Annotated in this window: 20 protein-coding genes; 5 read left to right on the forward strand and 15 right to left on the reverse strand. The window is 66.2% G+C overall.

The genetic code is table 11. The features are described from left to right. Positions 1-12: 12 nt before the first annotated feature. Positions 13-876 (reverse strand): LysR substrate-binding domain-containing protein, encoded by an 864-nt coding sequence (locus AC6CIE_RS13520; RefSeq protein WP_498092440.1) that lies wholly within the window; start codon positions 874-876, stop codon positions 13-15. 134 nt (positions 877-1,010) lie between these two features. Between AC6CIE_RS13520 and AC6CIE_RS13525 the strand changes: the two genes are divergently transcribed. Further along, positions 1,011-1,922, forward strand: a complete 912-nt coding sequence (locus AC6CIE_RS13525; protein ID WP_239215049.1) for a DMT family transporter — start codon at positions 1,011-1,013, stop codon at positions 1,920-1,922. Positions 1,923-2,298: 376 nt separating this feature from the next. Next, positions 2,299-2,775, forward strand: a complete 477-nt coding sequence (bfr, locus tag AC6CIE_RS13530) for a bacterioferritin (RefSeq protein ID WP_056327755.1) — start codon at positions 2,299-2,301, stop codon at positions 2,773-2,775. Positions 2,776-2,876: 101 nt separating this feature from the next. Here bfr and AC6CIE_RS13535 read toward each other — a convergent pair whose 3' ends face one another. From AC6CIE_RS13535 to AC6CIE_RS13550, 4 genes are all read right to left on the reverse strand, one after another. After that, the gene (locus tag AC6CIE_RS13535) at positions 2,877-3,551 is read right to left on the reverse strand and encodes a hypothetical protein (RefSeq protein ID WP_056565702.1); all 675 of its coding nucleotides are present in this window, start codon (positions 3,549-3,551) and stop codon (positions 2,877-2,879) included. 37 nt (positions 3,552-3,588) lie between these two features. Then, positions 3,589-5,196, reverse strand: a complete 1,608-nt coding sequence (locus AC6CIE_RS13540) for a peptide chain release factor 3 (RefSeq protein WP_056565700.1) — start codon at positions 5,194-5,196, stop codon at positions 3,589-3,591. 110 nt (positions 5,197-5,306) lie between these two features. Further along, positions 5,307-5,936, reverse strand: coding sequence for a LysE family translocator (locus AC6CIE_RS13545; RefSeq protein WP_175123938.1), 630 nt, complete (start codon positions 5,934-5,936; stop codon positions 5,307-5,309). A gap of 45 nt (positions 5,937-5,981) precedes the next feature. Then, on the reverse strand, positions 5,982-7,517 hold the full coding sequence (locus AC6CIE_RS13550) for a DEAD/DEAH box helicase (RefSeq protein ID WP_498092443.1): 1,536 nt from the start codon (positions 7,515-7,517) through the stop codon (positions 5,982-5,984). 304 nt (positions 7,518-7,821) lie between these two features. Here AC6CIE_RS13550 and AC6CIE_RS13555 point away from each other — a divergent pair, with 304 nt between their 5' ends. Both AC6CIE_RS13555 and AC6CIE_RS13560 read left to right on the forward strand, forming a co-directional pair. After that, positions 7,822-9,294: a YdgA family protein gene (locus AC6CIE_RS13555; protein ID WP_218342388.1), complete on the forward strand. Its 1,473-nt coding sequence runs from the start codon at positions 7,822-7,824 to the stop codon at positions 9,292-9,294. A gap of 133 nt (positions 9,295-9,427) precedes the next feature. Then, a complete protein-coding gene (locus AC6CIE_RS13560) occupies positions 9,428-10,879 on the forward strand; it encodes a YdgA family protein (RefSeq protein ID WP_498092445.1) in 1,452 nt (483 codons plus the stop codon). 3 nt (positions 10,880-10,882) lie between these two features. Here the strand turns inward: AC6CIE_RS13560 and AC6CIE_RS13565 are convergent, their stop codons facing one another. From AC6CIE_RS13565 to AC6CIE_RS13600, 8 genes are all read right to left on the reverse strand, one after another. Continuing rightward, on the reverse strand, positions 10,883-12,091 hold the full coding sequence (locus AC6CIE_RS13565; RefSeq protein ID WP_498092447.1) for a metal-dependent hydrolase family protein: 1,209 nt from the start codon (positions 12,089-12,091) through the stop codon (positions 10,883-10,885). 27 nt (positions 12,092-12,118) lie between these two features. Next, positions 12,119-13,846: a dipeptide ABC transporter ATP-binding protein gene (locus AC6CIE_RS13570; protein ID WP_191576257.1), complete on the reverse strand. Its 1,728-nt coding sequence runs from the start codon at positions 13,844-13,846 to the stop codon at positions 12,119-12,121. Positions 13,847-13,853: 7 nt separating this feature from the next. Beyond that, positions 13,854-14,780, reverse strand: coding sequence for an ABC transporter permease (locus AC6CIE_RS13575; protein WP_175137046.1), 927 nt, complete (start codon positions 14,778-14,780; stop codon positions 13,854-13,856). An 11-nt stretch (positions 14,781-14,791) separates the two neighbouring features. Then, positions 14,792-15,763, reverse strand: coding sequence for an ABC transporter permease (locus tag AC6CIE_RS13580; protein ID WP_498092449.1), 972 nt, complete (start codon positions 15,761-15,763; stop codon positions 14,792-14,794). A gap of 119 nt (positions 15,764-15,882) precedes the next feature. After that, positions 15,883-17,490 carry an ABC transporter substrate-binding protein gene (locus AC6CIE_RS13585; protein WP_175123932.1) on the reverse strand — a complete coding sequence of 536 codons (1,608 nt, stop codon included), beginning with the start codon at positions 17,488-17,490 and terminating at the stop codon, positions 15,883-15,885. 355 nt (positions 17,491-17,845) lie between these two features. Beyond that, positions 17,846-19,234 (reverse strand): GTPase/DUF3482 domain-containing protein, encoded by a 1,389-nt coding sequence (locus AC6CIE_RS13590; RefSeq protein WP_498092451.1) that lies wholly within the window; start codon positions 19,232-19,234, stop codon positions 17,846-17,848. Continuing rightward, positions 19,227-20,672 carry a DUF2868 domain-containing protein gene (locus tag AC6CIE_RS13595; RefSeq protein ID WP_498092453.1) on the reverse strand — a complete coding sequence of 482 codons (1,446 nt, stop codon included), beginning with the start codon at positions 20,670-20,672 and terminating at the stop codon, positions 19,227-19,229. The genes AC6CIE_RS13590 and AC6CIE_RS13595 overlap by 8 nt, the downstream gene beginning before the upstream one ends. A gap of 97 nt (positions 20,673-20,769) precedes the next feature. Further along, complete coding sequence (locus AC6CIE_RS13600; RefSeq protein WP_495602444.1) at positions 20,770-21,660, reverse strand: helix-turn-helix domain-containing protein; 891 nt, start codon at positions 21,658-21,660, stop codon at positions 20,770-20,772. 171 nt (positions 21,661-21,831) lie between these two features. On the opposite strand from AC6CIE_RS13600, the gene AC6CIE_RS13605 reads away from it, so the two are divergent. Continuing rightward, complete coding sequence (locus tag AC6CIE_RS13605) at positions 21,832-22,740, forward strand: DMT family transporter (RefSeq protein WP_175185557.1); 909 nt, start codon at positions 21,832-21,834, stop codon at positions 22,738-22,740. A gap of 56 nt (positions 22,741-22,796) precedes the next feature. On the opposite strand, the gene AC6CIE_RS13610 is transcribed toward AC6CIE_RS13605, so the two are convergent. Together AC6CIE_RS13610 and AC6CIE_RS13615 are read right to left on the reverse strand one after the other, a co-directional pair. Further along, positions 22,797-23,993, reverse strand: coding sequence for an aminotransferase class V-fold PLP-dependent enzyme (locus tag AC6CIE_RS13610; protein ID WP_498092455.1), 1,197 nt, complete (start codon positions 23,991-23,993; stop codon positions 22,797-22,799). 34 nt (positions 23,994-24,027) lie between these two features. Next, on the reverse strand, positions 24,028-24,501 hold the full coding sequence (locus tag AC6CIE_RS13615; RefSeq protein WP_175137053.1) for a RidA family protein: 474 nt from the start codon (positions 24,499-24,501) through the stop codon (positions 24,028-24,030). Positions 24,502-24,576: the final 75 nt, after the last annotated feature.

Consider the following 24,576-nt stretch of genomic DNA (forward strand, 5'->3'; position numbering starts at 1 on the left):
GGCTCGCTGCCTTCATGCGGCGAGCCGCGTCATTTCCTTCTCGCAAAATTCCCTGATATCCATCGCCAGTTGACGTGCCGGTTCGCGCGCGTTGCCGGCCACGCATAGCGCCAATTCGGACGGCGGGACGGCGGGCAGGCCCACGTCCAGGATCCGGTGCCCGTCCGCGATGCAGCGGCGTTCCAGCAGCGCGATACCCAACCCGCCCGCCAACGCGGCCTGCACGCCCGACAGGTTCGGGCTTTCGTAGGCGATGCGCCAGCGGCGTCCGGCGGCCTCCAGCGCATGGATGGCGCGGTTGCGGTAGATGCAGCCCTGCGGAAACGCCACTAGCGGCACGGGCGCCTCCGGCGTTAGCGGCGCCTGCACTGACGCGCTGCCAATCCAGTGCAGCCGCTCGGGCCACGCGGCCAGCGCCGTGCCCGCGCCGGGCTCGCGCTTGAGCAGCGCCACGTCCAGATCCCCCCGCTCCAGGCTGCGCGTCAGGACCGCCGTCAGGTCACAACGTACCGACAGCTGCACCGCGGGCCTCGTTCTGGAGAAGGCGGCGACGACGGCAGTCAACGCGTCCACCGCAAAGTCGTCCGGAATGCCCAGGCGGATCACGTCCACGCGCTTGCGGCCACTGACGGCCTCACGGACCTCAGTGGATAACGCCAGCATTCGGCGCGCGTAACCCAGAAGGCGCTCGCCTTCTTCGGTGAGCTGGACCTGCCGGCCTTCGCGCAGGAAGAGCGGGCATTCCAGCGTCTCTTCCAGCTTGCGGATCTGTTGGCTGACGGTGGACTGGCTGCGATGCACGCGTTCGCCCGCGGCGGTGAAGCCGCCAGCGTCCACGACCGAGACAAAGCTGTGCAGGAGATCGAGATCGAGCATGACGGCGCCTTCAAGTATTCGAATTTCAAATACTTTCGATCCGAATAAAGAGTTTGTCAATGGATGGCCCGGCGCGCAGAATGCCTCCCATCCCGCCGCGCATGCGGTTGCAGATCTACGAAGCCGGATCAACCATGAAGGCCCTTTCGACCCCTGCCCCTGCCTTGCCCGCATCCGACAGCCCGGGCATCAGCCTCCTGCCGATCGCCGCGTTCTGCTTTCTATGGAGTTCGGCGTTTGCCGCGGCCAAGATCGCCGTGCGCGACTGTCCGCCGCTGACCCTGCTGACGATCCGGTTCCTGATCGCGGGCGCGTTGATGCTGGGCCTGGCGGCGGCCAGCGGTCGCTGGAAGCTGCCTTCGGGCCGCGACCTGGCGGCGCTGGTCCTGCTGGGGGCGCTCAACAACGCGCTGTACCTGGGCTTGAGCTGGTCGGGCATGACCACCGTGTCGTCGGCGTTCACCGCTGTGCTCATCAGCACCAACCCGCTGCTCATCGGCGTGCTGGCGGGTCCGTTGCTGGGTGAGCGGCTGAGCTGGCGCAAACTGCTGGGGCTGTGCCTGGGGTTGGCGGGCGTGGCGCTGGTGTTGCGATCGCGGTTGACCGGCATGCAGGAAGACCTGCACGGCACGCTGCTTGTGACCGGGGGCCTGATTGCGTTGGTGGCCGGCACCCTGCTCTACAAGATGCTCAAGCCCACCTCCGGTCTGTGGACGTCGACGGGCATCCAGTCGCTGGCAGGCGCCGCGGCATTGCTGCCGTTCGCCCTGGCCACGGAAAGCCTCGGCGATGCGCGTCTGACGTCCAGCCTGATCTGGAGCATGGCCTACATGATCGTCGCGGTGTCGATGGGCGGTTATTACCTGTGGTTCATGATCCTAGGCCGCGCCAGCGCCACCTCGGCCAGCGCACTGCATTTTCTGATGCCGCCGCTGGGCCTGTTGTTCGGTTGGGTGGTGCTTCGTGAGCCCGTCTCGTGGCTGGACCTGCTGGGCATCGTGCCCATCGCATTTGGCATCTGGCTTGCGACGCGGCGCACCGCGTGAATTGAGGACGGTCAACGCGTCCTCATCCGGTTGCTGATATGCAACGAGCCGGCGTGACGCGTTGGCAGCGCAGAATGACGCGGCGCATGGGCCGCCGCGCAACATATATGGGGACAATCGCGAAGCCATTTCAGCGCGACTCGCGTCTGCAGCCCGCGCCGTTGCGTCGCCACGCATGCAAGGCCTCAGACACACATACTCATTCTCATTAGCTTGTCGCTTTCTTGTTGCGCTCCTAAAGCCGTTTACCAAATGCAGAGCAAGGCTAGGCGCGGCCCTGCGGCCAATGGTAGTCTGCATGGGTTGCGTACGCGCGGCATCGTGCGCTCCTTTGTCGCGATGCGCTCGCGTCGCGCCTGACTGCAAGGAGTCCATCATGAAAGGCGACAAAACCGTCATCCAGTTTCTCAACAAGCAACTGACCAACGAACTGACGGCCATCAACCAATATTTCCTGCATGCCCGCATGCTGAACCATTGGGGCTTCGACAAGCTGGGCAAGCACGAGTACGAAGAATCCATCGGCGAAATGAAGCATGCCGATCGTCTGATCGCCCGCATCTTCATGCTGGACGGCCTGCCCAACCTTCAAGACCTGCACAAGCTGCTGATCGGCGAAGACGTGCCGGAACTGCTGGCCTGTGATCTGAAGCTGGAAACGGCCGCTCAGGCGACCGTCAAGGAAGCCATTGCGTATTGCGAATCGGTGCGGGACTACGTGTCGCGCGATCTGTTCCAGGACATCCTGGACGACACCGAAGAGCACATCGACTATCTGGAAACCCAGATCGACCTGATCGACAAGGTCGGCATCCAGAACTACCTGCAAAGCCAGATGTCCGTGCCTGAGTAAGGCTGCTGGCTGCAAAAGAAATGGCGCCCCGCGGGGCGCCATTTTTCTTGCCGTGAAACTGCGTGTGGAGTTGTCGAGGTGACGTCTTTATTGCAGACGTCTTACTGCGGACGGGCTGGGCATTCGGCCATCGTGCCCCAGGCGCGGTTCGGCGCGCAGTACTTGTTGCGCGCGTTCCAGGAACACGAGGGGCGTTCGAAGAAGCCTTGCGTGGCGCATTGGGCCAGTTCGCGCCGCAGCGCGTCCTGCCAGCCTTGCGCGCCGGCTGCCGGCGCAGTGTTGGGGGGCGGCGGGGGCGCCTGCACCATCTGCGGCGTGCCGTAGCTGCCGCCGGCGGCTACGCCACCGTTGATGGCGGTGGAGGTGCCGGGCACCAGCAGGTCCATCGTGCTGACGTCGGAATTGCCCGACGGCAGCGGCACCTGAGACGAGGCGGCGATTTCGCGCGCCTGTTCGGGGCTGATGCGTTCACGCGAGATCTGGACGGCGGGATCGCTGACGGTGTCGAACAGCGACACCGTGTTGACCTGCCATTCGCGATCGGAAGGTTTGTCGGGCACGCCCAACGTGCCGTCGATGCGCGGCTGCGGCGGCTGTGCCACATACGGACGGCCATTGGCGTCCAGCACGGGCTGCTGTGACGCGGCTGCGTCCTGCCCAGGAGCGGGCGCGGCCGCCGGCGCATGCGCCACCAGCCAGTCACCCAGTTGAATTCCGCCCCATGCCGACGCGCCGAGCGCGATAAGGAGCGTTGCGAATAAAAAACGCCAAGACATTGCTACCCTCAATCTGCCGTGCGGAACCCGAACGGGTCTACGCCTTGTCTCCGAAAACCTTGCCGCCGTGCTCCCGCATGGCGTGGAATTTCACATCGGGATACAATTCCTCGGCGACGCGCAACTGCGCGGGAGAACCGATCAAAAACGCCGCAGCATCGACGACATCATAGGCGATATGGGCGGCATTGGCATCCATGAACTTGCGCAGCGCCTTGGGGTTTTCAGACGTAATCCAACGTGCCATTGTGTAGCGCGAAGGCAGCATCCGGGCATCCACGCCGTACTCCGTCTTCAGGCGGTGCGCGACCACTTCGAACTGCAGTTGGCCGACCGCGCCCAGCAGCAGCGAGCCGCCGGCGACCTCGGGACGGAACACCTGAATGGCCCCTTCCTCGCCCAATTGGGTGAGGCCGGTGCGCAATTGCTTCGTGCGCAGCGGGTCTTTCACTTCGACCGCCTGGAACAGTTCCGGCGCGAAGAACGGCAGGCCCGTGAACTGCAGCGTCTCGCCTTCGGTCAGCACGTCGCCCAGTTGCAGCACGCCGTGGTTCGGAATGCCGATGACGTCGCCCGCATAGGCTTCGTCCAGCAGTTCGCGGCGTTGCGACAGGAAGGACACCACGTTGTTGGGGCGCATTTCCTTGTTGGTGCGCGCGACCTTCAGGCGCATGCCGCGCTCAAAGCGGCCGGAGCTCACGCGCACGAAGGCGACGCGGTCGCGGTGGGCGGGGTCCATGTTGGCCTGCACTTTGAACACCACGCCGGTGAACTTGGGCTCTTCGGGCTTCACCTCGCGTTGCAGCGCCATGCGTGCGCCCGGGGGCGGCGCCTGATCGACCAGGGCGTCCAGCACTTCCTGCACGCCGAAGTTGTTGATGGCCGAACCAAAGAACACGGGCGTCTGCTTGCCGGCCAGGAACTGGTCGCGGTCGAAGGCGGGCGCCGCCTCGTTGATGAGCTCGATCTCGCCGCTGGCCTGGTCGAACGCCCCGCCGAAGCGCTTGGCGATCTCGGGGTTGGTCAGGCCTTCGATGAAGTCGTCGTTGTCGGAACGGCGCTCCTGGCCGGGACGGAACACGCGCATGCGGTCGCGGCGGATGTCGAACACGCCGCCGAACGACTTGCCCATGCCCACCGGCCACGAGAACGGCACGGCGTCCATGCCCAGGTGGCCTTCGATTTCGGACAGCAGTTCCAGGGGCTCGCGCACTTCGCGGTCCATCTTGTTGATGAACGTGATGATCGGCGTGTTGCGCGCGCGGCAGACCTGCAGCAGGCGGATGGTCTGCGGCTCGACGCCGTTGGCCGCGTCGATCACCATCAGCGCGGCGTCCACCGCCGTCAGCACGCGATACGTGTCTTCGGAGAAGTCCTGGTGGCCCGGGGTGTCGAGCAGGTTGATGACGCAGTCGCGGTACTCCATCTGCATCACCGAGGACGCCACGGAAATGCCGCGCTGCTTTTCGATTTCCATCCAGTCGGACGAGGCATGGCGCGACGCCTTGCGCGCCTTGACGCTGCCGGCGATCTGAATGGCGCCTGCGAACAGCAGCAGTTTTTCCGTCAGCGTGGTCTTGCCCGCGTCAGGGTGGGAAATGATGGCGAACGTACGGCGCCGTGCGACTTCGTTGGAAATGCTCATGATCGGAGGATTCTACTTAACGCCGCTTTTCAGGCCGGTGCGGTCCGGTGTCATGCACGAAAACATGTGGGGCACGCGCCGTTGCCGGCCCGTGCCCCACGCTTTTAATTTCAGTTGTGGCGGCGGAAGGTTGCCAGGAACACGCCGGCCAGGATGAAGAGCGACCCGAAGGTGCGGTTCATCCAGCGGATGTGCTTGGCGTCGCGCAAGAGGCGCAATACGCGCGCCGCCAGCAGCGTGTACACGCCCATCGCCACCAGGTCGGTGAACGCCAGCGTGGCCGCCAAGGCCGCATACTGCGGCGTCAGCGACAGCGCCGGATCCACGAACTGCGGCACCACGGCCAGCAGGAACACGGTGCCCTTGGGGTTCATGGTGTTGATCAGGAACCCGCGCAGGACCAGGTCACGAATGGACGCCTGACGCGGATCGCCGGCATCCACCGCGACCGGCGCGGCATCCGTGCGGATCTGGCGCACGCCCAGGTAGATCAGGTAGGCAACGCCCAGGTACTTGACCACGTTGAACGCCATTTCCGACGTCGCCAGCACGGCGCCCAACCCCACGGCGACCACGACGAACTGGAACAGGATGCCCAGGATCAGGCCTGCCGTGTTCCAGTAGCCGCGCGCAAAGCCGTATTTCAGGCCGGACGACATGGCCGAGATGGCGCCGGCGCCCGGTGAGAACGAAATGGCCCAGGAGGCCAGGAAGAACGTCAACCAGGTGGATAAGGGCATGATGGCGCGGGTCCGTGGATCGCAGTGTCGGGGTTGCGGGAGATATTACTTGCTCAGCAACGCGGCACGCGGCGCGCCGCTGCGCCCTTGGCCGGCGCGTCCCTCGGCCGGGCGGCCCGAACCAGCATTGCCGGCCGGACGCGACGACCCTTCGGGACGGCGATTCTGTTGCGGACGGCCCTCATTGCGGCCGGCGTGAGCCGGACGGTCGGCGGGCTTGCCATCGCGCGAACCGCCGTTGCCACGGCCTTCGCCGGCGCGGGCCGGCGCGGGGGCTCGGCCGCCTGCCGCTGCGCGCGGCTGGCCTTGGGCGGGGCGCGAGGAGCGGCCCGAGCCGCCGTTGCCGCCGCGGCCGCCATTACGGGGACCGCCGCGCATGCTGCGCGAGTCTTCGTCGCGTTCCTGGCGTTCGAAGGCGGCTGCGCTGGTGGCGGGCGGCGTCCAGCCTTCCACGGGCTTGCGTTCGATCGTCTTCTTGATGAGGCGCTCGATGTCCTTGAGCAGCTTGATTTCGCTGTTGTCGACCAGCGAGACCGCGGCGCCGGTGGCGCCCGCGCGGCCCGTGCGGCCGATGCGGTGGACGTAGTCTTCCGGCACGTTGGGCAGCTCGAAGTTCACGACCTGCGGCAACTGGTCGATGTCCAGGCCTCGGGCGGCGATGTCGGTGGCGACCAGCACGGTCACGCTGCTGTCCTTGAAGCCGGCCAGCGCGCGCGTGCGGGCCGATTGGCTCTTGTTCCCGTGGATGGCGGCGGCGGTCAGGCCGTCCTTCACGAGCTTTTCGGCCAGGCGGTTGGCGCCGTGCTTGGTGCGCGTGAAGACCAGCACCTGGTGCCAGCCGCTTTCACGGATGATGTGGCTGATCAGGTCGCGCTTGTGGTGTTGCTCGACGATGTGCACCGTCTGCGTGACCAGCTCGGTGGCGGTGTTGCGCGGGGTGACCGAGACTTCGCCCGGATTGTTCAGCACGCCGCGCGCCAGGGTGCGGATCTCGTCGGAGAACGTGGCCGAGAACAGCAGGTTCTGACGTTGCTTGGGCAGCAGCGCGAGAATCTTGCGGATGTCGCGGATGAAGCCCATGTCCAGCATGCGGTCGGCTTCGTCCAGCACCAGGATTTCGACGCCCGACAGGTCGACCGTCTTCTGGCCGCAATGGTCCAGCAGGCGGCCGGGGGTGGCGACCAGGATGTCCAGCGGCTTGCGCAGCGCGGAGATCTGGGGGTTAATGTTGACGCCGCCGAACATCACCATGGACGTCAGCGAGGTGTACTTGCCATAGGTTTGCACCGATTCGGCGACCTGCGCGGTCAGTTCACGCGTCGGGGTCAGGATCAGGCAACGGGGGCGGCCGGGCTTGCGGGCCTCGGGCTTTTTCTGCGACAGCAGGTGCAGGATCGGCAGCGTGAAACCGGCGGTCTTGCCGGTGCCGGTCTGGGCGGCTGCAAGCAGGTCGCCGCCTTTCAGCACTTGGGGAATGGCCTGGGCTTGAATGGGCGTGGGCGCGGTGTAGCCGGTGTCGGCAATGGCGCGCAACAGCGAATCAGCCAGCCCGAGGTCGGCGAAAGGGGAAGTGGTAGTCAAAACAGCTCCAGCGGCAGCCTGTCGCTCTATTTGAGAGACTCCAATCCAGGCGGTCGAATAAGGAGAAAAGGGGAAGCGCCCATCAGGGCGAAGCTTGGCGGCGAAGGGCCGAGCGGACGTGCGCAGATTGGCTTGGCGCACGGAACGGATTGTAGCTGATGTGGCGGCGCAGCAAGCGCTCAAAAGGTCTCTATAGAATCATTAAGCAATATTTTGAATTAAATTAGAACAAAATAAGTGTTTTCCCTAGTCGGCCCTCCCTATAATCCGTCGGCTTTCATCTATTCAAAATAAAAGGGATGCAATGAAGAAATCGGCATTGGTTGGCATCGTCGTCGCGCTGGGCGCGGTCTGGACCGGCACGGCTTGGTACACGGGCCAAAAGGCCGAAGCATTCGTCAAGCAGGCCATCGAGGACTCGAACGTCGAGCTCAAGAAGGTCGCCGACAAATGGGGCATCAATGCCGTCGCCGAGCTGGTCTCGTTCGACCGCGGCGTCTTCACCTCGACGTCCCGCTACCGCATCAAGTTCACCACGCCCGCCGCCGAAGGCAAGCCCGCGCAAGAGCGCGACGTGGTCTTCATCGAGCACCTGAGCCACGGCCCCCTGCCGTTCTCCAACCTGAAGTCGGGCAAGTTCATGCCGGCCATGGTGGCCAGCGACTTCGCGCTGGAAGAAAGCGAGACGGTCAAGGAGTGGTTCGCCGCCGCCAAGGGCGCGGTGCCGCTGTCGGGCCACTACAGCGTCAGCTACGGCAAGGACATCACCGGCACGTTCAACATGGCCCCGGTCGAAGTCGCCAAGGACACCACCAAGCTCGTGTTCTCGGGCATGAAGGGCGACTTCGATTACGCCACTTCCACCAAGCGCGGCATCTTCGACGTGGCCGTCGACAGCCTGGAGCTGTCGGGCCCGTCCGACAACAGCGACATCACCGCCATGGCGGTCAAGGGCATCACCCTGACCAGCGACCTGAAGCCGGCCGCCAATGAGATGTACGTGGGCAGCCAGAAGGTGACGCTCAAGGACTGGACGATCACGTCGCGCGAAAAGCCGCCCGTCCAGCTCAAGGACACGTCGATCGCCGTGGACATGACCGAGAACGGTGCGGCCATGGGCGCCAAGATGGCCGTCGACTTCGGCATGATCAACGTGCAGGCCAAGGACATGGCCGGCCTGAAGCTGGTCATCGACGCGCAGAACATGGACTCCAAGGCGCTGAAGTCGCTGAACGACATCTATGAGGCCGCCTCGCGCCGCATGCTGCAAAGCAAGGGCGAAGAGCAGACGCCGCAATTCACGGACGAAGAAAAGGCCTTGATCCAGACCAACGTCGAGCAACTGCTGGCCGGCAACCCGACGCTGGCCGTCGCGCCGCTTGAAGTGCGCACCGCTAACGGTACGTCGACGTTCAACCTGGACATGGCGCTGGTCAAGCCGGCCCAGCTGGAAGGCGACGCGTCCGACATGGCGGTGAAGGCCCTGAAGAAGCTGGATGCCAAGCTCGTGCTGTCCAAGGGCAACCTGGCGGACCTGATGGCCATCGAACCGCAAATGCGCGGTGTGGCGGCCGAGCAGGCCGCGCAGACCGCCAAGGGCCAGGTTGAAATGGTCGGCACCATGGCCACGGCAATGGGTCTGGGCAAGATCGAAAACAACAACATCGTCTCGTACCTGAACTACGCCGACGGCCAGGTCGACTTCAACGGCAAGAAGATGCCGCTGCAGCAGTTCCTGATGATGGCGATGGGCGGCGTGCTGGGCGGCATGCGCTAAGCTGCCGCAACACGATTGGCACGCCGCGATTCTCTCGGCGTCGCCTGCGACGGGCTGTCCTTGCGACAGCCCGTTTTTCTTTATGATCGCCCCTTGCGGCAATCACGGCGTATCTCAAACGGACAGAGGCATCATGAACAAGCGGATCGTGGCGGGTGGCGTGGTGTTGGCGGTGGTGGCCGCGGCGTGGGTCGGCACCGCGTGGTACACCGGCAAGCAGATCGAAGCCCGGCTGGCGCAGGATGTGCAGGCGTTGAATGCAGAGGCGCAGCGCCTGAGTGCAAAGCTGGGCGTGCCCGTGACGCTCGAACTGCAATCGTTCGAACGCGGCGTGTTTTCGTCCGATGCGCGGTTCGGGGTGAAGGTCAACGTGCAGTCCGGACGCAAGCCGGCCGAAAAGACATTCGCGTTCACGAGCAAGATAGAGCACGGTCCGTTTCCCGCCTCTCGGCTTGCGTCTGGCGCTGTCGCGCCCGTGATGGCGGCGGGCCGGCTGCATATGACGGAGACGCCCGACGCAGCCGCCTGGTTCGCGGCCGCGGGTGGGTCGGCGCCGGTGACGGCGAACTTCCTGATCGCATATGACCGCGACTTCTCGGGCGATCTGGCGCTGGCGCCGGTGAAGTATGCCGACGCTCCGATCACGTTCGACTTCTCGGGCTTGCAGCTGCAGGTCAAACATGCCGGCGACGGCACGCACGACACGGTGTCACTCGCCGTCAACAAGGCCTCGCTGACCGAAGTGATCAGGGGCAATCCCAACACGCTGACCCTGGATGATCTGGCGGTGTCGCATGAATTGTCCGGCACCGCGGCGTCCTCCACGAGCAGCTCGACGCTGACGGTCAAGCATTGGGCGTCCGATATGGACAAGCTGCCGCTGGGCCTGAAGGACATTGCGCTGACGCTGGGTTCGGAAGGGACACCTGAGCGCATGGCCGGCAAAATGACGCTCGATGTCGGCAGCATCAGCGTGCGCCACTTGCATGTGGCCAAGCTGCGGATGGAGGCGGGCGGCAAGGATATGGACGTGGCGGCGCTCAAGGCGTTTCAGGACGCCACCACAAGCACGCCGTTAAACGCGAAAAAGGCCGATCCCCTTTCGGGCGAGGGGATGCTTGCCGCGTCGCAAATGTTGAAATTTCTTCTAGCCCGTCCCAGCTTCACGCTGTCGACGCTGCAGGTCGATACGGCGCGTGGCACATCGACGCTCAGCCTGGATATCGGCCTGGATTCGCCGTCATTCTGGAAACACGACCCCATCGCCGTCGCCAAGGAAGTCGTGCGCAACCTGAGCGTGCGGCTGAAGCTGTCGCCGGAAAACCTGGCCGACGTGATCGCGGCGCGGGCGGAACTGAAGGGCGCCACGCGTGAGGCGGCCCGGTCGGCGGCCGAGCGGGAAGCCGCAGGGCTGCGCGGCCTGGTCGCCGCAACGACCTGGGCCCGTATCGAGGACGGCGTGATCCAGTTCGAGGCGGACTACCGCGATGGTCAAGTCGACATCAACGGCAAGCGCATCCCCGTCGAGATGTTCCTGGGCCAGATGTTCATGCGCAAGTCGCCGGGCGCCGCGCCGGCGCCCTGAGGGTCAGAACGGCAAGGCCCCCGCCGCAAGTTCGCCGTTGCGCAGCACGGCGACGTGAAACCGCTTGTCCGCGGCCTTCATGATGTCTTCGGCGGGGTCGCCCTGCACCAGCAGCAGGTCGGCCACCTTGCCCTCTGCAATCACGCCGTGATCGGTCATGCCCATCAGGTCATGGCCACGTGATGTGCCGGCGATCAACGCGTCCACCGGCGTCATGCCGAACTCCACCATGTAGGCCAGTTCCATGGCGTTCTCGCCGTGCAGGTTGAACGGCGTGCCCGCGTCGGTGCCCAGCGCGATGCGCCCGCCGGGCTTGTAGTACATCTGGAACGACTCGCGATGGCGCTGCTCCACCGCGCGGGCCTTTTCCACCGCGTAGGCGGGAATGCCGTTGTCGGCGTTGGCGATGATGTTGCGCACGGCGGCGATGGTCGGCACCAGGTACGTTTCGGCTTCCAGCATTTCGCGCAGGCAGTCGTCGTCCATGAAGATGCCGTGCTCGATCGAATCGATGCCGGCGCGCACCGCGTTCAGGATGCCCTGCGTGCCTTGCGCGTGACTGGCCGTGCTTTTGCGAAAGCGCTTGGCCTCGTGCACGCCCGCCTTCATTTCGTCGAAGCTGTAGTGCGCATCCATGGGGCTGACGCCCGGCGTCATGACGCCGCCCGTGGCCATGATCTTGACCAGATCGCAGCCCGCGTGGACCTGTTCGCGTACGGCCTTGACCACTTCCTCGCAACCGTCGGCCACGCGGCCGATGCGGTTGCCGTGGCCGCCCGTCATGCAGATGATGCGGCCCGACGCCTTGATCGTGGGACCGGGGAACACGCCGCGCGCGATGGCGTCGCGCACGCCGAATTCCAGATAATCCTTGCCGCCGCAGTCGCGCAGCGCCGTCACGCCGCCGCGCAGGCTGGCCTGCGCGTTCTCCAGCGCGGTCAGCGTGATCTGCGCGGGGCCCTGCTTGCTCAATTGCGCATTGGGGTCTGCGCCGCCCGTGTAGACCAGATGGACGTGGCAATCCGCCAGGCTGGGCATGAGCGTCATGCCGGTGGTGTCGACCCTTGCACCCGCGTAGCCCGAGAACTCGCCCGCAGGCGCGACGCGGGCCACGCGCGCGCCCTCCACCAGCACGCCGTGGTTGGGAAGTGTCTTGCCCTCCCCGTCGAAAACCTTGCCGCCGATGAAGAGGGTTTGCCGTGGCTCGCTCATGTCAGTGGACTCCGTTGGCGCGCGGTCTCAACCCACCACGTCCAGCCCTTCGCGGGACATGGATTGCAGACGAGGCATCAAACCGAGCAGATGTTGGCTGTAGGGATGCTGCGGGTGTTCGAACAAGGTTTCGGTCTCAGCGACTTCCAGCAGTTCGCCGTGGCGCATCACGCCGACGCGATCGCACATCTGCCGGATCACCGGCAGGTCGTGGCTGATGAACAGCATGGTCAGGCCAAGCTCTTCCTGCAGGTCTTTCAGCAGGTTCAGGATCTGTGCCTGGATGGAGACGTCCAGCGCCGACGTGGGCTCGTCGCAGATCAGAAAACGCGGCCGCGTGGCCAGCGCCCGTGCGATGCAGATGCGCTGCCGCTGACCGCCGGAGAACTCGTGCGGAAAGCGTTCCGCGGCGCGGTCCGCGAGGCCCACCACGTCCAGCAGGTCGGCCACGATGCGGCGCGTCTCGGCTTCGCTGGCGGCAAGCTTGTGGAAGCGGATGGGCTCGGCCACGATGTCCAGCACGCGCATGCGCGGGTTCAGCGACGAGAACGGATCCTGGAAGATCATCTGGATCTGCCGCCGGAACGGGTTGAGTTCCTTCTCGCCCTTGAGCGCCGTGAGATCGGTGCCGCCGAACGTGACCGAGCCCTCGCTGGGCGTGTACAGCCCGGATATCAGCCGCGCAACGGTCGACTTGCCCGAGCCGGATTCGCCGACCAGACCGAAGACCTCGCCTTCGCCGATGGACAGATTCACGCGCTTGACCGCGTCCAGCGTGCGCTGGTTGCGCTTGAAGAAGGCGCTCTTGAGCACAAAGCGCATGGACAGGTCGCGCACCTGCACCAGCGGGCCTTCCGTTCGCTTGCCGAAGTCGCGGCGCTGGCCCAGCCAGTGCGTGGCCAGGTCCAGCGGCTGCGCAGGCGTGCGCACGGATTCGATATAGGTCACCAGCGGAAAGCGCTTGAGCTTGATGTCCGGACGCGGCACGGCCGAGATCAGGCTGCGCGTGTAGGCGTGGTCGGGGTCGCCAAGAATCTTGGCCGTGGGGCCCTGCTCGACCAGCTTGCCGCGATACAGCACCGCCACGCGGTCCGTCACATCCGCGATCACGCCCATGTCGTGCGTGATGATGATCATGCCGACCTGTTCTTCGCGGCACAGTTTCTTGAGCAGATCCAGGATCTGCGCCTGGATAGAAACGTCGAGCGCGGTGGTGGGTTCGTCGGCGATGATGACTTCAGGCTCGCAGCACAGCGCCAGCGCAATCACCACGCGTTGCCGCATGCCGCCGGAGAACTGGTGGGGATACTGCTGCACGCGCAGCTCAGGCTGGTCGATGCCGACCTGCGCCAGCAGCTGCACGGCGCGCTTCTTCGCGGCGTCGTGCGTCAGGTCCAGATGCACCAGCATCGTTTCCACCAGCTGGCTTTCGACGGTCTGCAGCGGGTCGAGCGAGGTCAACGGATCCTGGAAGATCATGCCGATGCGTCGGCCGCGCACTTTGCGTTTCTGTGCGGGCGTCAGCGTGTCGATGCGTTCGCCGTTCAGCAGCACCGATCCGCCGGCCAGCCGTCCCGGCGCTTCAAGCAGGCCAATGACCGCGTTGCCGATGGTGGACTTGCCCGCACCGGATTCGCCCACCACGCCCAGGATCTCGCCTTTTTCCAGCGACAGGGAAACGCCGTCCACTGCCACCAGCGTGCCGCGGCGGCTGGGGAATTCGATTCGGATGTCATCAATGTTGAGCAGGGCCATGGCGTCCTCAGCGCAGCTTGGGGTTGAGCGCGTCGCGCAGCCAGTCGCCCAGCAGGTTGACTGACAGCACCAGCGCCACCAGCGCGATGCCGGGGAAGATCGAGATCCACCACATGCCCGAGAACAGATAGCTGTTGCCGATGCGGATCAGCGTGCCCAGCGACGGCGCGGTGGGCGGCACGCCCACGCCCAGGAACGACAGCGTGGCCTCGGTGATGATGGCGATTGCCAGATGAATGGTGGCGATGACCAGCACCGGCCCCATGACGTTAGGCAGGATGTGGCGGCGCAGGATGGTGATGGGACCGATGCCGATCAGCTTGGCCGCCTGCACGTATTCCTTGTTGCGCTCGACCAGCGTCGAGCCGCGCACCGTGCGGGCGTACTGTACCCAGCCGGAGATCCCGATGGCAAAGATCAGCACGTAGAGCGCAAGCTGGTCGTGCATGTCGCGCGGCAACAAACCGCGCGCCACGCCGTCGATCAGCAGCGCAACCAGGATCGCCGGGAACGAGAGTTGCACGTCGGCGATGCGCATGATGAAGCTGTCGACACGCCCGCCCGCGTAGCCGCTGATGAGTCCGAGCGTCACGCCCAGCACCATCGAGAACAGCACCGAGGCAAAGCCGACCAACAGCGATACACGGGATCCATACATCACCGCCGACAGGATGTCGCGGCCCTGGTCGTCCGTGCCCAGCAGAAAGTCGGGGCTGCCGCCTTCTTCCCAAGCCGGCGGCGTGTTGGCGTCCATGATGCTCAAGGACGCGAGATCGAATGGATTGTGCGGCGCCACGAGCGGCGCGAACAGCGCGCCCAGCACGATGACCAGCGTGACGACCGCGGCGATGATCGCGCCGGGCGAGCGTTTGAAGCTGTGCCACAGGTCGCTGTCGGCGGCGCGCGTGAAGAAGGGAGCGATGCGAGCAATCATGCGTTATTCCTTTATTTGCTCTGCACGCGCAGACGCGGGTCCACGGCGAAGTACAGCAAGTCAACGACCAGGTTGATCACCACGAACATGAAGGCGATCAAAACCAGATACGCGGCCATGACCGGAATGTCCACCATGCTGATGGCCTGGATGAACAGGAGACCCATGCCCGGCCACTGAAACACCGTCTCGGTGATGATGGCGAAGGCGATGATGGAACCGAGCTGCAGCCCCGTGATCGTGATGACGGGCACCATCGTGTTCTTGAGTGCGTGCCGGAAATTGATCAGCCGCTCTGGCAACCCACGCGCCCGAGCAAATTTGATGAAGTCGGCACGCAGCACTTCCAGCATCTCAGCGCGCACCAAACGCATGATGAGCGTCATCTGAAAGAGCGCCAGCGTGATGGCGGGCATGATGAGCGCCAGCCATCCGGATTTGGTAAGAAAGCCCGTTGTCCACCATCCCAGGCTGACGACATCGCCGCGCCCGAAGCTGGGCAGCCATCGCAGCTGTACGCCGAAGAACAGAATGAGCAGGATGCCGATCAGGAACGTGGGCAGCGAGATGCCCGCCAGCGAAATCGCCATGAAGGCCTTGGACAGCACACCGTGGCGCTTGAGCGCGGTGTAGATGCCCATGGGAATGCCGAGCGTTAGCGCCATGACGGCGGACACGAACGACAGTTCCAGTGTGGCCGGCATGCGCTCTTCGAGCAGGTCGCTGACCGGGCGGCGGTGCCGGTACGACATGCCGAAGTCGCCCTGCACCGCGTTGATGACGAAGTGGGCGTACTGCACGACGAAGGGGTCGTCCAGGCCGAGCTGTTCGCGCAACTGGGCGCGCTGTTCGGGCGTCGTGTCCTGCCCCACCATGCTGGCGACCGGATCGCCCACGTAGCGGAACATGGAGAACGCGATCAGCGCCACCGTCAACATCACGAGCACCGACTGAAACAGCCGCTGCGCAATAAAGGAAAGCATGTCAGGAAGCCCTCTGGTTCGGACGGCGCCGGGCCGCGTTCCGCGCACGATGCGGGAATGGGGGCTGGGCCGGGCGCGTCCGGGCGGCGCGTGCCGCCCGGGGTTGCATCACGCGCTGCTTACGGCAGCACGACGTCGCGCAGGTCCAGCACGTCGTCGGCGCGCTGGGTGACGGTGACGTTTTCCTTCACGCCCCACGACATGGGCTGCTGGTGCAGCGGCAGGTAGCCGAAGTCGCTGCGCACGATGCCGAAGGCTTCCTTGATCATCGCGTTGCGCTTGGCCTGATCGGTTTCGACGCCGATCTTGTTGGTCAGTTCGTCCACTTTCTTGTTGCAGTAGCCGCCCAGGTTGAACTGGCCGGCGGCCGTTTTGGCGTCGCGGCACGAGGTCAGGTTCAGCAGCGTGTTGTGCGCGTCGGTGGAGCTGGGCGTCCAACCCAGCATGTACATGCTGGTCTGGTTGCCGGCCTGCAGCAGGATCTTGCCGAAGTACTTGGACTTGGTCTGCGCCAGCAGGTTGATCTTGATGCCCACGCGCGCCAGCATGCCGGCCACGGCCTGGCAGACCTTTTCGTCGTTGACGTAGCGGTCGTTCGGGCAGTCCATCGTCACGGTGAAGCCCTTGGGATACCCGGCTTCGGCCAGGAGCTTCTTGGCGCGTTCGGGATCCGGCTTGTACGGCGCGCCGAACGATTCGTCGTAGCCGTTGATGGACGTGGCGATCAGCGAGCCCAGCGGCTTGGCCGCGCCGCGCATGATCTTCTCGTTGATGGCCTTGGTGTCCACGGCCAGCACGACGGCCTCGCGCACGCGCACATCCTTGAACGGGTTCTTGCCCTTCACGTCTGAGAACAGCAGCTCGTCGCGGTCCTGGTCCATGCCGATGAAGATGGCGCGGGCTTCGGGCGCGGTCAGCGGCTTGACGCCCTTGGCGTCTTCCAGGCGCTTCCAGTCCTGCACCGGCACGGGCTGCACGACGTCCATCTCGCCCGAGATCAGCGCGGCCACGCGCGTGGCTTCCTGCGTGATCGGCTGGAAGACGACTTCGTCGATGTTGGTCTTGATGTTCTTGTTCCAGTAGCCGCCGTAGCGCTTGAGCACCGTCTTCACGTCGGGCTGGCGCTCGGTCAGCATGAACGGGCCGGTGCCGTTGGCGTGCAGGTTGGCGTAGTTGCCCTGGTTGTCGCCCTTGACGTTGGTGGCCTCGGTGGTCTTGTTCTTTTCCGCCCAGTTCTTGCTCATGATGTACAGGAACACCCATTCGCGCGGCAGGATGGGGTTGGGCGTGGGCGTGGTGACTTCGATGGTGTAGTCGTCCACCTTCTTGATGTCGCTGGCCTTGGCGCCGTAGCCCTTCATGTCCGAGCCGGGCGTCAGGCTGCGCTTCCACGAGAAGATCACATCGTCGGCGGTGAACGGCGAACCGTCATGGAACTTCACATCCTTGCGCAGCTTGAAGACCCATTTGGTGGGCTCGGGGTTCTCCCAGCTTTCCGCGAGCAGCGGCGTGAGTTTCAGATTGCCGTCGTAGCCGGCCAGCGTTTCGTAGATGTTGCCCTGGAAACCCAGCGTGAAGGTCTCGTTCAGGGCCATCGGATCCATCGACGTGGCGTCGCCCTGATACGACCAGTGCAGCGTTTTGGCGGCTGCGCCGGCGCTGAAGGCCAGCGAGGCGGCCACGGCAGCGGCCAGCGCCGCCTGCTTGAAGTGGGGAAAAGTACGCATAGCCCTCATGCTCCGTGTGGTGCGCGGATCGCGCGACAGAAGTGACAGAGCCCCGGCCCCAAGGGGATCCGGGGCATGGCGTTGCTGCTTACGACGATGGAAGGATGGGGGCCGGGCGGCGCGCGGCGCGAACTGCGCGCAGGCCGTGGTTGGCGATGCCGGTAATCACTGCGCAGGACTTCGACTTCACGATAGACCGACCCCTTGTGATTGGCATGACGGGGACGGACCCGCGCCGATGCAGATCGAATCTTATCGACGCATTCGTTTAAGCGTCAATTGCTTTGGGTTGGGGTTATCACGCGCTTGCCGGATGCCGTGAATGGTGCGTCCTGCGGGGCACGCGGGCCGCCGGTCATTCGGCCGGGAGCGGCGTGGTTGCTAGGGTTTTCGCCAATTCGTGCAGCATGCGCTTGCGGCGGTCGCTGTCTTCATAGTGTTTACCCAGGGCCGACCATTCGGGCCGGCTGCGCGCTTCCTTCAACGCGTCGGGCAACGGGCCCTTGCGCCATGCATCATCGGCGGGAAGGTCCAGGCGCAATGGATCGCGGGCCGCGTGGCCACGGCGCTCCAGCGCCTCGATCAGCTGCCGTTGGCGCAAGGCGAGCAGGCGCAGCACGGCATCGTCGACGCTGATCTCGCGATAGCCGCGCAGCTTGCCCGCGACCCGCTTGCCCAGCTTTTCGACGCCTTGCCACAAGCCGCCCGCGGCCGCGCCGATCAGCATGCCGGTGCCCAGGCTCAGGCCCGCGCTCATCAGGTCCACGGCGGCGCCGGCCATGGCGCCTGCGGCCGCGCCCATGCCGACCTGCACGCCCATGTCCTTGAGCGCCTGCGGATGAAAGAGATCCATGCCCCAGCGTTCGCCCTGCAGGGGCAACGCGTCGTCGGTGTAATCGGTGGCGCGGAAGTTGTACAGCGCGAGCAGCGCGTTGACGCAGGTCTGTTCGCGCTGGCGCACCTGATCGCGTAGCTGGCTGGACGCGGCGGCCAGCGCGGCTTCATCGCTTGGGCTCGACAGGTGCAACGCAGCCACGTCAATGAGCAGGTCCGCGACAAGATCGTAGGCGGCGGCGTGGCGCTCGCGGCGCTGGGCGGCAAGGCTGTCCGACAGCCGCGCCAGCGCGCCCGCGTGGCGATCCAACAGCACGCCGAGCTTGGCGTACAACTGCTGTTCGCCGTCGAGCGGCGGCGCGACGGTGTCGAACTCCACCACGGCGTGCAGGCCCAGTCGTGCCATGGCATCGCGCCATTCGTCGGCGCGGTGCGCGGGTGCGTTGACGAAGTTGAGGACCGGCAGCAGGGGCCGGCCGCACGCGGCCAGGATGGCGAGTTCATCGCGATGCTTGCCCAGCACCGGATCGCGGGCGTCGATGACGTACAGCGCGGCATCGCAATCGAGCATCTTGGTCAGGACGCGCGCCTCCTGTTCGTAGCGGCCGTGCGCTTCGGGCGTGTCCAGGAAACGGCGGATGCGCGCCGGGCCGTCCAGCCTTTCGCCGGGGCGGTCCAGCCGTTCCAGGTATTCCAGCAAGGCGATGCTGTCTTCCATGCCGGGCGTGTCAAACCATTCCAGCACGGGCCGCCCGTCCAGGCGCAGGCGCGCGCCTTCGACGTGACGCGTGGTGCCGGGGCGGTCGGCCACTTCACCAAACGTCGTGTCGCGGGTCAGCGTGCGCAAGAGCGACGTCTTGCCGGTGTTGGTGTGACCGACGAGCGCGATCTTGATGAGCGGGTCAGCCATGACCGGACTCCAGCCACGCGAGCGGTGCGACGGGCGCCTGCAGGATGGCGTCTGGCGGCAGGCCCAGCGCCAGCAGGCGATCGCGCCAGAGGCCGGCGCGGATTTCGGCAGACGTGTCGTCGCCGGCGCGCGGCGTGATCAGCCAGACACGCGTCTGTCCCGCGTGGGCCGACAGGTCCGCCACCAGCGACAGCGTGCCCCGGTCGGGCGTCTGGCGTGCGTCGCAGGCAATCAAAAGACGCGAGGCCGCCGATTGGGCCAGCGCATCGAGCACGCGGTTGCGTTCTTCGCGCGTATCCAGGTTGCCGGCCTGGCGGATGGTGCTGGGCACATCCGCGGGCGGCCACGTCAGGTCCGCAGGCAGTTCCAGCGCCAGCAGCACGGGCTGCCCGCCCAGGCCGTCCAGCGCCTGCGCACGCACCCGCGGTTCGTGCAGCGGATCGACGGGGCGGTCGATGCCGGTGGACAGCGCGGGCGGTTCAAGCCGGTCGCGCAGGGGGGAGAAACCTGCCAGCGCGGGATCGATGCGCACGCGACGCAGCGCGCGCAGCGTGGCGGCGACGCACAGCGCGCCTGCGATCAGGCGCGGCACGATGCCGTAGACCACGAGCACACCGATCAGCCAGAGCGACCATTGCGCCTGCGCGCCGGCCGGCAGGACCTGCGTGCCGTCGCTGGCGCGGATCGTTTCGGCGTCGGGCATGGGAAAGCCCAGATGCGCGGGCAGCCAGCCGATGACCTGCGTCAGCCAGACGAAGGTGTCGGGCGCGAGCAGCGTGGTGGCCCAGATGAAGCGGTAGCTGGCGGTGGACAGCACGGCCAGCAGCGTCGCGAGCGCGGCGCACAGCGCGGTCAGCCACAGCAGATGGCTGATGCTGCCGAACAGGCCGCGCAAGGCGCCGGCGCGTGACAGCAGATTCAGGAAGGCCTGCGGCACCAACGCGCCATCGGGTCCGCGCGCCAGCTTGCGCGTTGCCCATAACCAAAGCCGCCCAAAGCCGGTTACGGCCCCGGGCCGCAGCAGAAAGCTTGCCAGCCACAGCAGAAAGGTCAGCGCATGCAGCCCCAGCAGGGCACCCACAGCCCACAGCACGTTGACGGGCCGCGTGCCATCGCCCAGCGCGCCCATGGCAGCCGCGGCGCCGGAAACCAGCGCCAGCACAAACAGGGCGGCCAGCATGGCCGTGGCGCTGCGGCGCCAGGCGTCGACGAGGGGATTGAGGTTTTCGCGTTGCGCCAGCAGCGCGGCGCGGGCCAGGATGCGCGACGGCAGGTCGGCATCGAGTTGGCGCACCTGGCGCACCGCCTGCGCGTCTTCGAGCGGCCCCCAGTGCGTTTCGCGCAACCGGATGAGTTCGGCCAGCCAGTGCGCGCGCAAGGGGCGCTGACCGGCGCTGTCGATGAGGGGGGAAGTATCGCGAGAGGTCGGAAGCGGCATCGCGTCGGAGCAGGCGGGAGGGGGGCGGGTGAGCCGCTAGGGCGATGCGCCATTGTAGACCGCGCGCTGCGGCCGGCATGATGCCGGATGGGCGGTGTCAGTGACGGGCGTGCGCACTGCGGTACTGGCCCGGCGTGACGCCGATGGCGTCCCGGAAGACGCGGGCCAGGTGGCTGGCGCTGCCAAAGCCGCAGGCCTGCGCAATGCTGGCGAGGTCGCCCTTGCCGGCCGCCAGCAGGTGTTGGGCGCGGGCCAGACGCCTGCCCCGTACCCAACCGTGGGGCGGCTCGCCGAATGAGGCGTGGAACATGCGGGCGAAGTGATACGTGGACAGCGCGGCGACGCCAGCCAGCTCGTCGAGCGTCAGCGGATCGGCCAGATGCGCGTCCACGTAGTCCATCACGCGGCGGCGCACGCCCGGCGCCAGGCCGCCGCGCGCGGGCTGCGGCGTCTTGCGCGCTACGCCCTGCATCAGCAGATGGTGCAGCACGGTCTCGGCCGCGCTGCTGGCGGCCAGCCGGTCGGCGGGTTCGTTCCAGTCCGCGCCCAGCAGGCGGCGGCAGACGTCGATCAGCGAGTCGTCCTGGATGTAAGTGCGGTCGCGCAGTTCGAGGGTGCGCGGTTCGCAGTCCAGCCGCATGACGGCTTCGCGCGCCAGCCGCTGCGGAGCGATGTACAGGTGCAGGAAGCGCACGTTGTCGTTCATGCTCCAGCGGGAATGGTGCTCGGCGGGCAGCACGCAGAATTTGCCCGCACCGCCATGCAGCGAGTCCTGGCCCACGCGAAACGACCGGTCGCCGCCGTGCAGGTACAGCGACAGCGTGTGGTGGCCGGGCGTTTCGTAGCCCAGCGTTTCGCGGGCGGTGCGCGACCACTGCGAGATCGCCATGCCCTCGCCCAGCGACGTGGCGCGCTGCAGCGTCGCGGTCGAGCGCGACAGCGTGCGGAATACGGAGAAATCGGCCGGGGCCGTAGCGGTGTTGCCCATGGGAAGGAATGCTACTGCGTTCGCGCGCGCGTGACGCGCCCGATCCGGACAAAAGCGCAAGAAACGGCAATTGCGGCGTGGCTCGGGGGCGCACACTGGATGCACGGTGCGCCAGGTGGCCGCCGGTGTCCGAATCGGCTCTCAGGGCTGCTTTACCGCGCCCCTCGCATCATGAATCTTTTCCTGTATCTGCTCACCGTCCTGATCTGGGGCACCACCTGGATCGCCATCAAGCTGCAGCTTGGCGTGGTGGCCATTCCCGTGTCGATCTTCTACCGTTTCGCGCTGGCGGGGCTGCTGCTGTTCGTGACGCTGCTGGCGATGCGCAAGCTGCAGAAGCTGGACCGGCGCGGCCACTGGCTGTGCGTGGGTCAGGGCCTGTGCCTGTTCTGCCTGAACTTCCTGTGCTTCTATTCGGCCACGCAATGGATTCCGAGCGGCCTGGTGTCGGTCGTGTTTTCGGCTGCCACGCTGTGGAACGCGCTGAACGCGCGGATCTGGTTCGGCACCCGCATCTCGCCGCGCATCATGGTGGCCGGCGCGCTGGGATTCTGCGGCCTGGTGCTGCTGTTCTGGCCGGAACTGGCGGGCCAGGAGGCCAGTCACGAGACGCTGCTGGGGCTGGGCTTTGCGCTGCTCGGCACGCTCTGCTTTTCCACGGGCAACATGCTGTCGTCCCTGCAGCAGCGCGCCGGCATCCGGCCGCTGACGGGCAATGCGTACAGCATGCTTTATGGCGCGGCGATTCTTCTGGCGGGATGCGTGGTTGCCGGACTGCCGTTCGGCTTCGATTCCTCGCCGGCCTATGTGGGCGCGTTGCTCTATCTGGCCGTGCTGGGGTCGGTCGTGGGTTTTACCGCCTATCTGACGCTGGTCGGCCGCATGGGGCCGGCGCGGGCCGCCTACTGCACGGTGCTGTTTCCGGTCGTGGCGCTGAGCATATCGACCGTCGTCGAAGGCTACCGCTGGACGCCCTACGCGTTCGCCGGCCTGGCGCTGGTGATGCTGGGCAATCTGCTCGTGTTCACGAAATGGTCGCCGTTTTCGAAGCGGGCGGGCGTGGCGGGCAGGATCGCGTAATGCGGGCCGGAGGCGCCGCCGCGCAGTCGTACGCGGGCGGCTCGATCCAGCACCCGTTATGAGGCCAGCTTGCGCAGGGCTTCCAGCAGCCGGTCGATCTCGTTGCCGCTCGTCAGATAGCTCACCGATGCGCGTGCGACCCGGTCCAGGCCGCGGGCCTGCATGTCCAGCGGGGTGTAGGGCACGCCGTTGCTGCCGATGGTGATGCCCTGCGCGGCCAGCGCGCGTTGCACGTCGGTCGCGTCGTGTCCGGCGAGGTTGAAGGCGACCAGCCCGGATTTGTCGCGGCCCTGGTCCAGCACCGACACGCCGGGAATGGCCGCCAGTTCGGCGCGCAGCGCCTGGGCGTTGGCGTCGATGGTCGCCCGGATCGTGTCCAGGCCCACATCCAGTGCTTCGCGCAGGGCATTGGCAAGGCCGCAGCGCAGCGCCAGCGAGTTCTCCGCGGATTCCAGGCGTGCGGCGTCGGCGCGGAGCATGGGCTCGCCGTCAGTGCCCAGCGGCGCGGAATGCGTGTCCACGAAGGCGGGCGTGAGCCGATCCAGGAAGTCGCGCCGCACGTACAGCAACCCCGTGCCGCGCGGTCCGCGCAAGGCCTTGCGGCCGGCGCCGCTCAGCACGTCGCAGCCGACCTCGCGCACGTCGATGGAAAACTGACCCACCGCCTGCGCGCCGTCCACAAAGTACGGAATGCCATGCTTGCGCGCCACGCGTCCGATGGCGGCGGCGGGGTTGATGAGGCCGCCGTTGGCGGGCAACCAGGTCAGCGCGATCAGCCGAACCCGGTCGTCCAGCATGGCTTCCAGCGCCTCTGCATCCACGCAGCCGCTGTCGTCCGACGGGATCGTTTCCAGCGTCGCGCCCGCGCGCTGCGCAATCAGGCGCATGGCGGCCAGGTTGCCGCCCCATTCGTGGCGGCCGACCAGAATGCGATCACCGGGCCGCCACGCCGGCAGGGCCGCAAACGCGGCTCCCCAACCCGGCGAGTTGCCGCCTGTCAGCGCGATCTCCTCGATCTGCGCATTGAACAGCTGCGCGGCCAGCGTGCGGGCTGCTTCGATGAGATCGCGCGCCGCCACGCCCGCTTCCATCGGCCCCTGCGCCGCTTCGCGCTTCAGATGCGCATGAATGGCCAGCAGCGTGGCTTCTGACGGCAGCGATGCGCCGGCGTGATTGAAGTGCACCGTGCTTTGCGCGCCGGGCGTGAGGGCGCGCAGCGCCTGGACGGCGCTCGGGGTCAGGGGGGCGGTCATGGCGGTTCCTGTTGTGGCTTTCAGTCGGCCGGCATCAGGCCGGGGTCAGCGCGATCACGGCCTCGACTTCCACCGACACGCCTTGCGGCAACGCGGCGACGCCGACGGCGCTGCGGGCATGGCGTCCCGCGTCGCCGAACACCTCGACCATCAAGTCCGAAGCGCCATTGGCGATGGCGCTCTGGCGGTTGAAGTCGGGCGCGCTGGCAACAAACACGCCCAGCTTGACGACGCGCGCCACGCGATCCAAACGGTCGCCCGTGGCGGCGGCAATCTGCGACAGGATGCCCAATGCGCTGGCCCGCGCCGCCTCGACGCCGTCGGCGTCCGACACCTGATGGCCCAATTGGCCCAGATAGGCCGCCTTGCCGTCCTTGCGCGAGATCTGGCCAGAGATATAGAGCAGGTTGCCTTCCTGGACGAAGGGCACGTAGTTGGCGGCCGGCGCGGCGGCCGCTTCCAGGACCAGGCCAAGTTCGGCAACGCGGGCGGAAATGCTTTGGGTCATATCGGATCACCTATGAAGAATGGGAAAGCGCGTCTTGACGCTTCCCCGATGCTATCGGCCGCGGGGCGGCATGAC

The organism is Achromobacter sp. GQ309, from assembly GCF_059759315.1.

Excerpts from the sequence above, each read along its gene's own strand:
- AC6CIE_RS13520 (WP_498092440.1), bottom strand. The coding sequence starts at position 876 with ATGCTCGATCTCGATCTCCTGCACAGCTTTGTCTCGGTCGTGGACGCT.
- AC6CIE_RS13525 (WP_239215049.1), top strand. The coding sequence starts at position 1,011 with ATGAAGGCCCTTTCGACCCCTGCCCCTGCCTTGCCCGCATCCGACAGC.
- bfr (WP_056327755.1), top strand. The coding sequence starts at position 2,299 with ATGAAAGGCGACAAAACCGTCATCCAGTTTCTCAACAAGCAACTGACC.
- AC6CIE_RS13535 (WP_056565702.1), bottom strand. The coding sequence starts at position 3,551 with ATGTCTTGGCGTTTTTTATTCGCAACGCTCCTTATCGCGCTCGGCGCG.
- AC6CIE_RS13540 (WP_056565700.1), bottom strand. The coding sequence starts at position 5,196 with ATGAGCATTTCCAACGAAGTCGCACGGCGCCGTACGTTCGCCATCATT.
- AC6CIE_RS13545 (WP_175123938.1), bottom strand. The coding sequence starts at position 5,936 with ATGCCCTTATCCACCTGGTTGACGTTCTTCCTGGCCTCCTGGGCCATT.
- AC6CIE_RS13555 (WP_218342388.1), top strand. The coding sequence starts at position 7,822 with ATGAAGAAATCGGCATTGGTTGGCATCGTCGTCGCGCTGGGCGCGGTC.
- AC6CIE_RS13560 (WP_498092445.1), top strand. The coding sequence starts at position 9,428 with ATGAACAAGCGGATCGTGGCGGGTGGCGTGGTGTTGGCGGTGGTGGCC.
- AC6CIE_RS13565 (WP_498092447.1), bottom strand. The coding sequence starts at position 12,091 with ATGAGCGAGCCACGGCAAACCCTCTTCATCGGCGGCAAGGTTTTCGAC.
- AC6CIE_RS13570 (WP_191576257.1), bottom strand. The coding sequence starts at position 13,846 with ATGGCCCTGCTCAACATTGATGACATCCGAATCGAATTCCCCAGCCGC.
- AC6CIE_RS13575 (WP_175137046.1), bottom strand. The coding sequence starts at position 14,780 with ATGATTGCTCGCATCGCTCCCTTCTTCACGCGCGCCGCCGACAGCGAC.
- AC6CIE_RS13580 (WP_498092449.1), bottom strand. The coding sequence starts at position 15,763 with ATGCTTTCCTTTATTGCGCAGCGGCTGTTTCAGTCGGTGCTCGTGATG.
- AC6CIE_RS13585 (WP_175123932.1), bottom strand. The coding sequence starts at position 17,490 with ATGCGTACTTTTCCCCACTTCAAGCAGGCGGCGCTGGCCGCTGCCGTG.
- AC6CIE_RS13590 (WP_498092451.1), bottom strand. The coding sequence starts at position 19,234 with ATGGCTGACCCGCTCATCAAGATCGCGCTCGTCGGTCACACCAACACC.
- AC6CIE_RS13595 (WP_498092453.1), bottom strand. The coding sequence starts at position 20,672 with ATGCCGCTTCCGACCTCTCGCGATACTTCCCCCCTCATCGACAGCGCC.
- AC6CIE_RS13600 (WP_495602444.1), bottom strand. The coding sequence starts at position 21,660 with ATGGGCAACACCGCTACGGCCCCGGCCGATTTCTCCGTATTCCGCACG.
- AC6CIE_RS13605 (WP_175185557.1), top strand. The coding sequence starts at position 21,832 with ATGAATCTTTTCCTGTATCTGCTCACCGTCCTGATCTGGGGCACCACC.
- AC6CIE_RS13610 (WP_498092455.1), bottom strand. The coding sequence starts at position 23,993 with ATGACCGCCCCCCTGACCCCGAGCGCCGTCCAGGCGCTGCGCGCCCTC.
- AC6CIE_RS13615 (WP_175137053.1), bottom strand. The coding sequence starts at position 24,501 with ATGACCCAAAGCATTTCCGCCCGCGTTGCCGAACTTGGCCTGGTCCTG.